Source organism: Spiroplasma sp. SV19, from assembly GCF_030060925.1.
Classification (GTDB): domain Bacteria; phylum Bacillota_I; class Bacilli_A; order Mycoplasmatales; family Mycoplasmataceae; genus Spiroplasma.
The window spans coordinates 1277874-1290750 of record NZ_CP045455.1; the positions used below are offsets into that span (position 1 = coordinate 1277874).

At 28.9% G+C, this 12877-nt stretch carries 15 protein-coding genes and 10 tRNA genes; 23 read left to right on the forward strand and 2 right to left on the reverse strand.

Features of this window, described 5'->3' with window-relative positions:
• Window positions 1-59: 59 nt before the first annotated feature.
• Window positions 60-257 carry a 50S ribosomal protein L28 gene (gene rpmB, locus E7Y35_RS06165; protein ID WP_283272113.1) on the reverse strand — a complete coding sequence of 66 codons (198 nt, stop codon included), beginning with the start codon at window positions 255-257 and terminating at the stop codon, window positions 60-62.
• 237 nt (window positions 258-494) lie between these two features.
• Here rpmB and E7Y35_RS06170 point away from each other — a divergent pair, with 237 nt between their 5' ends.
• The 22 genes from E7Y35_RS06170 to E7Y35_RS06275 all read left to right on the forward strand — a co-directional run bounded on the left by E7Y35_RS06170 (window position 495) and on the right by E7Y35_RS06275 (window position 10188).
• Window positions 495-674: a hypothetical protein gene (locus E7Y35_RS06170; protein ID WP_283272114.1), complete on the forward strand. Its 180-nt coding sequence runs from the start codon at window positions 495-497 to the stop codon at window positions 672-674.
• 32 nt (window positions 675-706) lie between these two features.
• Window positions 707-832 carry a hypothetical protein gene (locus E7Y35_RS06175; RefSeq protein WP_283272115.1) on the forward strand — a complete coding sequence of 42 codons (126 nt, stop codon included), beginning with the start codon at window positions 707-709 and terminating at the stop codon, window positions 830-832.
• Window positions 792-1052, forward strand: a complete 261-nt coding sequence (locus E7Y35_RS06180; protein ID WP_283272116.1) for a hypothetical protein — start codon at window positions 792-794, stop codon at window positions 1050-1052. Before E7Y35_RS06175 ends, E7Y35_RS06180 begins: the two co-directional genes overlap by 41 nt.
• A 116-nt stretch (window positions 1053-1168) precedes the next feature.
• Window positions 1169-1507 (forward strand): Asp23/Gls24 family envelope stress response protein, encoded by a 339-nt coding sequence (locus tag E7Y35_RS06185; RefSeq protein WP_283272117.1) that lies wholly within the window; start codon window positions 1169-1171, stop codon window positions 1505-1507.
• A gap of 110 nt (window positions 1508-1617) precedes the next feature.
• Window positions 1618-3237, forward strand: a complete 1620-nt coding sequence (locus E7Y35_RS06190; protein WP_349306615.1) for a DAK2 domain-containing protein — start codon at window positions 1618-1620, stop codon at window positions 3235-3237.
• Window positions 3238-3330: 93 nt separating this feature from the next.
• Window positions 3331-3406, forward strand: a tRNA-Cys gene (locus E7Y35_RS06195).
• A gap of 38 nt (window positions 3407-3444) precedes the next feature.
• Window positions 3445-3521, forward strand: a tRNA-Arg gene (locus tag E7Y35_RS06200).
• Window positions 3522-3544: 23 nt separating this feature from the next.
• A tRNA-Pro gene (locus tag E7Y35_RS06205) sits at window positions 3545-3621 on the forward strand.
• Window positions 3622-3637: 16 nt separating this feature from the next.
• Window positions 3638-3713: transfer RNA gene (locus E7Y35_RS06210), tRNA-Ala, on the forward strand.
• Window positions 3714-3748: 35 nt separating this feature from the next.
• Window positions 3749-3825: transfer RNA gene (locus E7Y35_RS06215), tRNA-Met, on the forward strand.
• A 1-nt stretch (window position 3826) separates the two neighbouring features.
• Window positions 3827-3903 (forward strand) — tRNA-Ile (locus E7Y35_RS06220).
• A 31-nt stretch (window positions 3904-3934) separates the two neighbouring features.
• Window positions 3935-4027, forward strand: a tRNA-Ser gene (locus tag E7Y35_RS06225).
• Window positions 4028-4083: 56 nt separating this feature from the next.
• Window positions 4084-4158 (forward strand) — tRNA-Met (locus tag E7Y35_RS06230).
• Window positions 4159-4160: 2 nt separating this feature from the next.
• Window positions 4161-4236, forward strand: a tRNA-Asp gene (locus E7Y35_RS06235).
• A gap of 5 nt (window positions 4237-4241) precedes the next feature.
• Window positions 4242-4317, forward strand: a tRNA-Phe gene (locus tag E7Y35_RS06240).
• Between the two features lie 107 nt (window positions 4318-4424).
• Window positions 4425-5105 (forward strand): hypothetical protein, encoded by a 681-nt coding sequence (locus tag E7Y35_RS06245; protein WP_283272119.1) that lies wholly within the window; start codon window positions 4425-4427, stop codon window positions 5103-5105.
• 25 nt (window positions 5106-5130) lie between these two features.
• Window positions 5131-6291 carry an N-acetylglucosamine-6-phosphate deacetylase gene (gene nagA / locus E7Y35_RS06250; protein WP_283272120.1) on the forward strand — a complete coding sequence of 387 codons (1161 nt, stop codon included), beginning with the start codon at window positions 5131-5133 and terminating at the stop codon, window positions 6289-6291.
• A gap of 57 nt (window positions 6292-6348) precedes the next feature.
• Window positions 6349-7095, forward strand: coding sequence for a glucosamine-6-phosphate deaminase (gene nagB / locus E7Y35_RS06255; RefSeq protein ID WP_283272121.1), 747 nt, complete (start codon window positions 6349-6351; stop codon window positions 7093-7095).
• Window positions 7096-7352: 257 nt separating this feature from the next.
• Window positions 7353-7832 (forward strand): class I SAM-dependent methyltransferase, encoded by a 480-nt coding sequence (locus E7Y35_RS06260; protein WP_283272122.1) that lies wholly within the window; start codon window positions 7353-7355, stop codon window positions 7830-7832.
• Between the two features lie 159 nt (window positions 7833-7991).
• Entirely contained in the window at window positions 7992-8159 is a 168-nt protein-coding gene (locus E7Y35_RS06265; RefSeq protein WP_283272123.1) for a hypothetical protein, read from the forward strand.
• A 349-nt stretch (window positions 8160-8508) separates the two neighbouring features.
• Window positions 8509-8802, forward strand: coding sequence for a lipoprotein (locus E7Y35_RS06270; RefSeq protein ID WP_283272124.1), 294 nt, complete (start codon window positions 8509-8511; stop codon window positions 8800-8802).
• Between the two features lie 93 nt (window positions 8803-8895).
• Window positions 8896-10188, forward strand: coding sequence for a hypothetical protein (locus E7Y35_RS06275; RefSeq protein ID WP_283272125.1), 1293 nt, complete (start codon window positions 8896-8898; stop codon window positions 10186-10188).
• Between the two features lie 44 nt (window positions 10189-10232).
• Here the strand turns inward: E7Y35_RS06275 and rpsD are convergent, their stop codons facing one another.
• Window positions 10233-10847 carry a 30S ribosomal protein S4 gene (gene rpsD / locus E7Y35_RS06280; protein ID WP_283272126.1) on the reverse strand — a complete coding sequence of 205 codons (615 nt, stop codon included), beginning with the start codon at window positions 10845-10847 and terminating at the stop codon, window positions 10233-10235.
• A gap of 290 nt (window positions 10848-11137) precedes the next feature.
• Here rpsD and E7Y35_RS06285 point away from each other — a divergent pair, with 290 nt between their 5' ends.
• Entirely contained in the window at window positions 11138-12868 is a 1731-nt protein-coding gene (locus tag E7Y35_RS06285; protein WP_283272127.1) for a septation ring formation regulator EzrA, read from the forward strand.
• Window positions 12869-12877 lie beyond the last annotated feature (9 nt).

The following is a 12877-nucleotide window of genomic DNA, read 5'->3' on the forward strand; positions in this document are numbered from 1 at the left end:
AAATTTTAAAATTTATCCTTACTTTTTTCATTATTTTTCAAGTATTTACTGGCTCGTTATTATTGAGCAATTTGTCCTTTACGTTTTAATGTTTTTAAAGTTCTTGTTGTTACACGCAATGTTTTAACTTCACCATCAACAACAATACGAACTTTTTGCAAATTAACATTTCATTTACGACGGGTTGCATTTAACGCATGTGAACGTTTGTTTCCTGATAAAGCACCTTTGCCAGTAATTGCACATTTTCTTGCCATGATTTCACTCCTTTATATCTACATACTATAAAATAATAGCGAATTTTAACTTTAAAAGCAAGAAAAAATTTAATTTTTTAGCAATTTTATTAATTTTTATTCTTCCTAGCAGGATATTTAAATTAAGTCCAAAATTATTTGAGAATTTTATTGTTATAATGTTAATAGAAAATAAAAGTAACTATGAATTATTAAAACTAAAATGATAAATAAAAATTAAGGCCCGAGGTGATATAGATGAAAAAAACTAGTATTTTCTTAGTACTTGGTAGTATTTTAATAATTATTATTGGAATTAGTATGTTTGTTACAATAAAAGAATTGTTTACCAGGGCAGTCTTTTTTATTATTGCTGGTGGGATTGGTATTAATGGGATTATTCAAGATGATAAGGTGGTAATTGACTTCATTTTGTAGTAAAATTATATTATATTCAGGAGGAAATTATTATGATTGAGATAACAGTAAAAAAATCAAGTGAACAAGGTAACAATCGTTATTCATTTACGCAAACTTTATCATTTGAAAATACAATTGGGGGGGGAAAAACGTGATCAAAAAGCGTTGAACCATAGTATTGCTCATTCAATAGCTTCTTTAAGGGTCCAAAATGGTTTTTCTTGAGAAGATATTAATGAATGTATCAAAATTAAAGATCTTGCAACAAAGCAGGAAATTGATACAAAAGACTTTGTATTAAAAAACAAAGAATTAATATTAGCAGAAGAAAAGACATTGGACGGGCTTGTTAGTGCTAGTCATATGTTGACTAATTTAGATGATTTTTTTAAATAATAGAGGAGAAAAAAACGATAATTAATATTTTAATTGAGAAAATAGAATAAATTTATTGCTTTATTATATTTTCTCGCTATAATTATTAATGTTAATTTAGTTTAGTGGTGATTTTTATGATTGAAAAAGTTAATGTAACTGAAATAGCAGATTTAGTTCATGCCGCAGTAACTACCGTTCCTGGAGTTGCTGGTTTTGCTAAGGCTGATGAAGCAGAAAATAGTGAAGAAAATGTTACAATGCTACTTAAAGATTATTCACAGTCAATTAAATTGAGACAAGATGGTCGTAATTTTTATATTGATATTTTTCTTATCTTACTTGAAGGGGTAAATATTAAAGATATTGCTCGCGAAATACAGATTCGAATCAAATATGAATTAGAAAAATTGGATGTTTACTCAAAAGATATTATGATTTACGTTAATGTAAATATTCAAGACTTATTAATTTAACAAATTTATTAACAACGAGATATTAGAACAATGCAAGATTTACAATTATATCACTTAAGAGAATTAAAAAAGGAAAAAGTAATTAAATGAAAAATGTAAAGGTGATAGAAATGGAATTTAATGCAAAATCTTTTAAAGATTCACTAATTAGCGGCTATAACAATTTATATAACTTTTATCCAGAAATTGATAAATTAAATGTTTTTCCAGTCCCCGATGGTGATACAGGAACAAATATGAATTTAACAATGACGAATGCTGTTAAGGAGATTAATGATCTTAATTCAGAGTCAATTAGTAAAATTGCTGATGTTTTCGCCCGTGGATTAATTATGGGAGCACGGGGAAATTCTGGTGTTATTTTGTCCCAGATTTTTCGTGGCTTTGCCAACGGTTTAAAAGAATTTGATGAATTAAATTTTGATTCAGTTAAAGCAGGAATTTCAGAAGCAAAAGAAGTTGCTTATAAAGCGGTAATGAAACCCGTTGAAGGGACAATTTTAACCGTTATTCGTGAAACAGCTGAGAATGTTTCAACATTAGAGCAAGAAATTCCACTTCCTGATTTATTTCAGAAAATTGTTGATTTTGCAACAGAATCGTTAAATAATACACCAGAGTTATTACCAGTTTTAAAAGAAGTTGGTGTTGTTGATTCAGGTGGTTTTGGGTTAGTAAAAATTCTTGAAGGAATTACAACATATTGAAAAACAGGTAAAATTGTTCCTCAACGTAAAAAACAAGTTGAAAATACTGGCGATAATGTTGTGATGGATTTACAAAACGAAGAATTTGGTTATTGTACCGAAGCAATTGTTATTTTAGATAGTAAACATATTGATAAAATTAATGTTACTCAAGTTCGACAAACGTTAGAAGATCAAGGTGGCCGTTCAATTGTTGCTGTTGTTGACAATGATATTTTAAAAGTGCATGTGCATACTTTAATGCCAGGAAATGTTTTAACATTTTTACAACAACATGGTGAATTTAAAAATATTAAAGTTGAAAACATGAATTTACAAGCAGCAAAACATGTTAAAACAATTAAAGCTGAAAGAGAATTAAAAAATTCAGCGGCAATAATTGCCGTAACACCATCAAATGGGATTGCACAATTTTTTAAAAATGATCTAAATATTCAATATACTGTTAATGGGGGATCATCAATGAATCCTTCAACTGATGACTATTTAAGTGCAATTGAAGCGGTTGATGCAGTTGATGTCTTTATTTTACCTAACAATAGTAATGCCATTTTAGCAGCACAACAAGCAGCTAAAGTTGAACGAAAATCAAATGTTTATGTTGTTCCAACAACTTCAATTCAAGAAGGAATGGTTGCAGCGTTATCTTTTGAACCTGGTGAAATTGCAAAGAAAAATTTTTCAACTTTAAAATCAAGTTTGAAAAATGTGACAAGTTTAGGGATTACTGTTTCAGCAAAGACAACATCAATTGATGGGGTTAAAATTAATAAGGGTGAATATATGGGAATTATGAATAAAAAAATTATTTGTTCATATCCAACTTTGTCAAAGACAATGAAGTATTTATTTGATCGTGCGATTAGTAAATCAACAGAAATTGTGACAATTTTCACTGGTGAAGATGCTGAAAGACGCGATATTAATGCAATTCGAAAATATCTTGATGAAAGTTTTGATGTTGAATATGAATTTATTGATGGTGAGCAACCATTATATTCATTTTTAATTGCTGTTGAGTAAAAAATTTTATTAAGCAAATGATTTTAAGTTTTTTCCTTATTTTTGTTGAAATGTATTGTCAATATGATAATATAGGAGGGGTTTAGATTTTATGGCACTATAGCCAAGGTGGCTAAGGCATGGGACTGCAACTCCCCGATCGTCGGTTCGAGTCCGACTAGTGCCTCCATTTAAATCGGATTAACATTTAAATACTTTTATTTCCATGCGCCCATAGATCAATTGGATAGATCGTTTGACTACGGATCAAAAGGTTGAGGGTTCGAATCCTTCTGGGCGCGCCATTTATTTAAATGTTATTTTTTTTCGGAAAGTAGCTTAGTTTGGTAGAGCACTCGGTTTGGGACCGAGGGGTCGCAGGTTCGAATCCTGTCTTTCCGACCATTTTTTATCTAATTTTGGGCCCGTAGCTCAGCTGGGAGAGCACCTGCCTTGCACGCAGGGGGTCGACGGTTCGATCCCGTTCGGGTCCACCATTACTTACATTAAAAAGCAATTAAAATTCTTATATGGCGGGATAGCTCAGCTGGTTAGAGCGCTCGGCTCATACCCGGGAGGTCAAGAGTTCAAGTCTCTTTCTCGCTACCATGGACCCTTAGCTCAGTTGGTTAGAGCATCCGGCTCATAACCGGATGGTCACTGGTTCAAGTCCAGTAGGGTCCACCATTAATATATTTAATTGCTTTTAGAGCATCATGGAAGATTACCCAAGCCTGGTTGAAGGGATCGGTCTTGAAAACCGACAGGCGGTGAAAGCCGCGCGGGGGTTCGAATCCCTCATCTTCCGCCATTTTTTTTGCAAGAAAAAACTTGCAATTAAAAGTTAAAATATGATAGTATTAAAATTGTGGGGTGGAGCAGTGGTAGCTTGTTGGGCTCATAACCCAAAGGTCGCAGGTTCAAGTCCTGCCCCCGCAACCAATGGTCTTGTAGTGAAGTGGTTATCATGCCTCTCTGTCACAGAGGAGATCGCGGGTTCGAGTCCCGTCAAGACCGCCAATCGTGGTTCAGTAGCTCAGTCGGTAGAGCATTTGATTGAAGCTCAAAGTGTCGGCGGTTCAATTCCGTCCTGAACCACCATTGAATTTAGTTAAAAATAACCCTAGACTCTAAATTAATCATTGATTAGTTTAGAGTTTTTTTATTTTGTTATATAATTAACAAAGGTGATGGGAATGTTTTCAAGAATGACAAGAGATATAACTTTTTATTTAAAACGAGAAGAATGAAAGTTTGCTTTAAATGAAGATAATTTTAAATATAAACCACGGTTTGTATTAGACCGTTATCAGAAAAAAATGGGTGATGAAAACTTTCGTAATTTTAAGTATTGGATTTTTAAACGATGAATTTTAAAAAATTTTGCTTATACACAAGATTTTATTCATCGCTTTTATAAGTATCAACGGAAATTAGATTTAGTCTTAAATGGTCGGGAACAAGAATTTATATATAATGTTGAAGAAGTTAATTTTACCTTATGACGACCGTTAAAAGTGCTGCCAGTTGCTTTTGATTTAGAACCAAAAGAAAAATGTCACTTTAAAAATAATGCCGTTAATATTCATTTTTTTACCGCGCAAAATAATATTAAGTTTTTTTGCAAAGGGATGTTGTTAATTACGAACAAACGGTTCATTATTGATGGTTTGGATAAAAACAATAATCAAAAGGTTGTCCAGTTTAATTTAAACACAATTCAACATGTTGAATATATTGATATTGGTGTTAAAATTACTGTTGGTAAACAAACTTACTTACTGCGAGAAAATAATCCGATGTTAATTTTAGCGCTCTTGTATCGTTCTTTGGGACGGAAGAAAGTAACATTTGATTTAAAAAAATTACCATTAAATTTTATTTTTTAAAAAATAGAAAGATGAGATAAAAAAGATGATTTTAAAAAATGCAAAAATAGTTTGTGAAGATCAAGTTATTGCTAATGGTTGGTTAGAAATTAAGGATAATAAAATTATTAGTATCAACAGTGGAAGTACGCTTGAACCAGGCTATGATTTACAACAAGCAATTATTATGCCAGGATTTATTGATTGTCATGTCCATGGTGGTTATGGCGAAGATACGGAGAAAGGGACAATTACTAGTTTTCAGAAATTTGCCCAAGAAGTAGCCCAAGAAGGAATTACTAAGTATTGTCAAACAATTATTACTGGTAGTGATGAAACGATAACATCAATTTTAACTGTTTATCAAGATTATATGGCAAATTATAATAAAGGTCCACAAGCTCGTCAAATTGGAGCACATTTAGAAGGACCCTTCATTTCTAAAGTCTTTAAGGGTGCTCACGATGAATCACTGTTACAAAAACCAAATATTGACCTTTTAAAAAAATGAATAACAGCATCAAATGATAATATTCGTATTGTGACATATGCTCCAGAAGAAGAAGATGGTAGTTTTACAAAGTTCTTATTAGAACATAATATTTTACCATCAATTGGTCATTCAAATGCAACCTTTGATTTAGTTGCTGAGCGTGTAAAAATGGGAGTTAACCATGTTACACATTTATATAATGCGATGAGTAAGTATGATCATCGTCAACCAGGAGTAGTTCCGGCGGTTTTAAATTTTAATGAAGTTGTTGGTGAATTAATTAGTGATGGCATTCATGTTAATGCAAATATTATTAATTTAACATACAAAATTAAAAAAGCCACCGGAATTGCCTTAGTTACTGATGCAATGCTGGCAAAAGGACTCCCTGATGGTGAATATCAATTTGGACCCCTACCCGTGGTTAAAACAGGACAAAAAGTTGTTATTAAAGGTACTGATACGATTGCTGGCTCAGTTGCAACATACGATTATTGTGTTCGTAATTTTTATCATTTTACTAATTGTTCATTACAAGAATTAGCATTAGTAGCTAGCACTAATATTGCTAAACAGTTAGGAATTTTTGATAAAACTGGTTCTGTTGCTGTTGGGAAGTTAGCTGATTTAGTTGTGTTGGATTCTGAATTAAAGGTTTTAATGACTTTGTGTGAAGGTGAAATTGCTTATTCACAACTGGAAGGAAAACAATAAAAAGAACTGTTAAGTTTATAGTATAATAATATAATAGTAAGAAATGAGGTTAAAAAGATGAAATTAATTGTTGTTGAAGATAAAAAAGCAATTGGAAAGGTTGTTGGACAAATTTTTGTGAATAGCGTGCAACAAAATCCTAAAGTTGTCTTTGGATTAGCAACAGGTTCTTCACCAGAACCAGTTTACGAATATCTGATTGAAGATTATCAAAAAAACAATACGGATTGAAGTAAAGTGACAACTTTTAACTTAGATGAATATGTTGGGTTAGAACCAACTCATCCTCAAAGTTATCGTTATTTTATGAATGAAAAGTTATTTGATCATCTTAATATTGATAAAGAACACACTTATGTTCCATTAGGAATTGGTGATTATGTTGCTAGTGCAAAACAATATGATGCGTTAATTGCTCAGGTGGGGGGAATTGACCTGCAATTATTAGGAGTTGGAACAAATGGTCATGTTGGGTTTAATGAACCACCCGCTGATTTCAACTCATTAACGGGGGTTGTTGATTTGGTAGAAACAACAATTCAAGCAAATGCCCGCTTTTTTGCTTCAGTAAATGAAGTACCAAAGCAAGCAGTATCAATGGGAATTAAATCAATTTTAAATGCTAAAAAAATTATTTTAATTGCGAATGGTTCAAACAAGGCACAAGCAATTAAACAATTAGTTGAAGGAGAAACTGATAATTTATGACCATGTACTGCTTTACAAATGCATGAGGATATTACTGTTGTGGTTGATAAAACAGCCGCAGCTTTATTACAATCACATGGGGTTAATATTAGTTAATGTTTCAGAGTGAACTTTTAATAACTATTGAAATTATCATTAAATTTTAAATTAGTTATTTCCTAAACCGTTTAGTTAACGGTTTTTTATTTGCAATTATTACTTTAATAACATCTATTTTATGCAATAAAAATTAAGGGGTTAAATTTATTTAAAAAAATGTTTAATAATTAACTTAAAAATACCAACAACATTATAAAATTAAATTAAGAAAATTTTGTGAATTAATTAACAATACCGAAAAGGAGAAAAAGACAATGAAAGGGTATATATTAAAAACAGGAGAACATGACGAGGAAAGATTAGATTCTTTATTTGATGTTTATAATCAAGGAAGTCAAGAATTTATAAAAGAAAATGTCAAAAAGAAAAATATTAAAATAATCTTTGATATTGGATGTGGACAAGGTTCAATGTCAATGTGATTTGCAAATTATTTTCCTAATTGTCAAGTGTATGGAATTGATAATTCTAATGAACAAATCGTTATTTTTAATGATAAATTAAAAGCATACCAGAATGTTCATTCATTTTTAGGTGATATTACCAATAAAGAAGCTAATTTTAAAGCAATAGGTAAAGCAGATTTAATATACTCAAGATATTTATTATTACATTTAAAAGATTGAGAGTCATTTTTTGATAATCTATATCACCTCTTAAATAATCATGGAACTTTAATAATTGAAGAACCAGGTTTTCCTTGGACATCATATCCAGAATTAAAAAATACTTAATGAGGCACAAGAAGTGTCAAAAAATTTCTAGCAAGTTTAGGGTTTAAATTTAATTGTATTCCTCATTCTTGAAAATATGTCAATGAAACTAATAAATTTAAAATAATAAATGTTGAATTTTCACAGCCAATTTTAAAAACAATTAAACAAAAAAACTTAATGTGACTATCATTTGTTCAACTTAAAGAACCGATGATAAAAGCAAATATTTATACTAGCGAAGCATTTGACAATGTTTTAGATGAACTAAAAAGAATCGCAAATGATCTACAATATATTGCGATATCATTACGTTTAATTCAATTAAAATTGGAAAAGAATGTTTAAAAAAATTATCGTGTTTTTTTATTAGAAAATTTAGAAAGAAACAAAAAATTACTTGCAAATTTCAAAAGATTAATTAACTATATAATTAATAGGAAAGATTTTAATGATTTTAGGTAATAATTTTTGTGTTGAAATTTCAACAATAACATATTTATATTGTTAAATTGGTATCTAAGATAATATTTGAACTTAAAATGGGTAAAACTTTTTTTTTTTTTTTTTTTTGATGTTATAATGATTTTACTATTTACTAACAAACAGGATGATAATAATTTATTAACTTAATAATAATATTAAAAATTTTGTAATAAAAATTGTATTTTTTTGGTTAAAAGAAAGAGGTGTAAAGATGAAGAAGCTTTTAACGCTTTTAAGTGGTTTAACACTTATTAGTACAACAAGTATAGGGGTAATTGCTTGTAAACAAAATCAAATCAAATCAATAAGTCCAACAACAGAAGATGAGGATGAAAAAGAAGATAAGGAACAAAAGGAAAAAGACGAAAAAGAGGCGAAAGAACAAGAGAAAAATTTTAATGCAAAAATTAATTCTTATTCTGAAACAAAGCCAATGTTTTTAGAGGATGAAAATTATAACGATATTAGAGCTGAAGATGTCATTAAAAAACTATATGATGATTAATTTGATGATATTAAAAATGAATTAGTAATAACGCCTTTTAATTTTAAAGAAATTGTTGTTGATGACGCAGGACAATGAAAGGAACTTGGTTGTTTGCAATTAACGGCAAAATTTAAAAATTATGATTTAAAAAATAATAAAAACAATGAACAAAAAAATACGATTTTTTTAGTTTACTTTATAACTACTCCGTTACTTCGTAAAGAAGGAGAAATAATCAAAGAAAATGTTAAGAATTTAGATGGTAATAGTGAAAAATTAGATATCTCATTACTTAAAAAAGATTTTTTTCTTACTAAAATATTGAAATTATTAACTAATGTTAATTCTGTAGGAAGTTTACCAACAGTCATTCCAACAGAATTTAATGAGAGTGATCCAAATTGAAAACAATGAAATGAATTTGTTAACAATTTAAAATTAAATTCGGATTTTAAAGACTTATTACAAGAAGACAGTAAAGAAAGTACTTTTTCGGATTCTAAAGTAATATTGAGTCTTACAATAACATATAAAGGGAAATATATTGATATTTTAAATGCACTATTACCAAATATTATTAATTTTAATAATTTTATGCAACAAGAAAAAAATATTAATGATTTGGATAATAAATTACTATTATTAGGAAAATATTTATTTGCTAAACCACAAAACATTAATAATGATGGTTTTTTAGATGTGAATAGTAAAATTAAAAATAAAGCAATTAAAGACATTTCTAATAACCAAGATGGTGGTTTTTTAAAGTTTAATACCAATATTGAATTAATTTTCCATAATATTTTGGAGGGCTGACAAAATAAAAGCGGTGGATGATCTTTAGTTACTGATCCGCTATTATTAGAAACATCAGGAAAAGGTGAAACTATTGAAAAGGGGAAAATTAAATACAATAAACCCTGAGAACAAAGTGAAAATACAACTAAAATTAGTTATGCAATTACAGAATTATTTTCAATTGAAAAAATTAAAGATTCGTTTAGTAATTTATTTGTAAAGAGTTTAAATGAAGATTGGTGGATTACTGTGACAATACCTAAGGCTCTTTTGGGCGAATACCCCTTTGATCATAAACTTGTAATTTTATCTAATGCAACAGTTAAGGATTTATTGTCCGAAGCTATTTTTAAGAAACTTGCTTTAATTAGTAATAAAAATATTTCAATATCAGCAACATTTAATGAAAAAATGGTATTTGAATATTTAGATAAAACAACTAACCAATGAAAAAAAATTAATAATTTCGCTGATTTAGAACAAGCGAGTGGTTTTCGTTGTAAAGTAACAAATATTGAATTTGAAATAACATCACAATTAAATCCAAACATTGGTGAAACAATTGAAAAAACAGAAGGGTTAATCTTTAATATTGATATTGTTTAATTTAATCATTTGAAAACAAAAAAACATCTCTTAAGAGATGTTTTTTATACTAAACGGTTGTATCATTCAACGATTAATGCATCATTAATATTACTATTTAATTCTTCACGGACAGGGAAACGAACATATGTTCCTGTCATCTTAGTCTTATCAAATTTGACAAATTCTAGAGTGCTAACTTGGCTTTGCAAGCTTTCTAAGATCTTAACATTTTTTTGTGAACTTTCTTTAACACTAATAACATCACCTGGTTTACAATTGTATGATGGAATATCAACCTTTTTTCCATTTACTAAAATATGGGCATGGTTTACTAATTGACGAGCTCCTGCTCTTGTTTGTGATAATCCCATACGGTGAACAATGTTATCTAGTCGTGATTCTAACATGATTAAGAAGTTAGTTCCGGTAATTCCTTTCATTTTTTTTGATTTACTGTAAGTATTACGGAATTGACGTTCTGTTAAACCATACATGTAACGAACTTTTTGTTTTTCATGTAATTGTAACCCATAGTTTGATAATTTTGTTCGACGTTGGCCATGCTGTCCTGGCGCTGTTGTTCTTTTTTTCCCTTTTGAAAATTCTTTATCGTTTTCTAGAATACTAAATCCGTATCGTCTTGCTTTTTTAAATGTACTTCCACGATAACGTGCCATTAAAAAAACCTCCTATATATCATTGTGACATACAAAAAGATTCATTGAATTGCTCTAACAATGGAAGTTTTTTGATTCGCCCTAACAGCTAGGGTTACTTTTAATCGTTAAATCATAAGTGTTTAAAAACTAAGAACATTACTATGCAATACTGCTGCTTCTCTGTGTTGTCTAGGAGTTATTGTATAATAAAATTAAGGATAATTCAATATTTTTCTAATTTTTAATGTAATATTTTTCGCAAGTGCTATAATTCAATTGATATGTAGTTTGATAGGGGGCAAGACAAAATGGGTAATGTTATTAATAATATTATTAATAATCCAATTAAATTAACATTATTTATTTTGTTTTTTGCTTGCTTGCTATTATTGAGTATTACGCTTTTCTTTTGGGGACGAAAACGTCATTTAAAAACAGTTGAAATTAAAATTTTACAGAAATTTGATATTTTAAAGCGATTACCACTAAAACACAAAGTTTTTCGGATTTCAGAAATTGCACGTCATAATAATCGTTATGCAAAAGATCTCGTGATTTGGCGGACAAAGTATGAAATTATTTATGAAAAAAAGTTAATAAGTTGTTTAGAAGTATTTCGAAAATTATATCAAATTAATAAAGCAACCCCAAAGAAAATACCAAAGTTATCTGCCCAAAAAATAATCCCTTTATTAAAAGAGTTAACTTTATTAGAAGAAGAAGCACGTCGTTTATTAGACGAAATTAACAGTCAATTACAAATTGAATTGCTACAACGAGATTACATTTTAGCTCATAAAAAAATGTTTAATTCATTATTAGAAGATGCCGTTAAATTACAAATGAATGTTTCGTTAGATACAAAAAAAATTAATGATTTTGAACGAAATATTGAGGGAATGTTTGATGAATTTGAAGATTATTTAACAGCTGGGAACTTTCTAAAAACAGAACAAATTTTATCAAACATCACTACTTCGTTAACAATCTTTGTTGAGATTTTAGATAATATTCCACAAATTAAAACATTGTTAACAAAAGTGGTACCAAATAAATTATCTTTATTAAAAGATAAATATGTTTTATTTAATAAGGATGAAAATAGCCGTGATTTATTAAAATATAGTTTTGATGAGTTAACAAAAAGTATTGATGAAACTAAAATTTTAATTTCAAAGTATATTGATAATTTGCAATATAAAAAAGCAACAAAAAAGACAATTGAGATTATTAATCAAATTAGTGATTTTGATCAAACAATTGAGCATCAAAAAGCAATTATTTTATGTTTTAAAAAATATTATAAAATTGTAATGGAATATATTAATAAAATTGAACGTAGTTTTAATGTGATTTCTCGCCAAATTGAAGCCTTACGTAGTTCATCAATTTTAACAGAGCATGAAGAAAGTATTTATCGTGAGGCAATGGGTAAAACAAAGGAATTAACACATGATACAAATCGATTAGTTTTAGAAATCAATCGTAATGGCCGTGATTATGTTGGATTTAACAAAGAATTAGTTCGTTTATTAGAAAATGCGGTTGTTACGCAAGAAACATTAGAAAATGTTGTAAAAATTATTGAAAAACGTAATTTTGCTGAAACTGAAATTCGTAAAACAATTCATTTGTTAGAAGTTGTTTTGTTACAAGCTGAAGTACGATTAAATCAATTACAATATAAAAAATTATTAACAAAATATGAAAAAGCAATTAATGATTATCGAATAGCCCTTGAGAAAGTTAAGCAACTTTCTTTTGATGTTAATAATCGTTATGAAGTTGATGAAGTAACGGGGAAACTAAACCGCTTAAAAACCGAAGTGTTAAAATTATTTGAAAAAATTAAAAATAATATTTTATTAGACCTTTTAGCTCAAGAAACATTAGTCTATGCGCAAAAGTATATTTTAACAAATGATGATGTTGATGATCAGTTACGAAATGCTCAGATTGCGTATCGCGATGGAGATTATGATGGATCATTATTTTTAACATTAAAAATTATTAATGAAGAACGCGGAAAAAAGAAATAAGAAATGGAG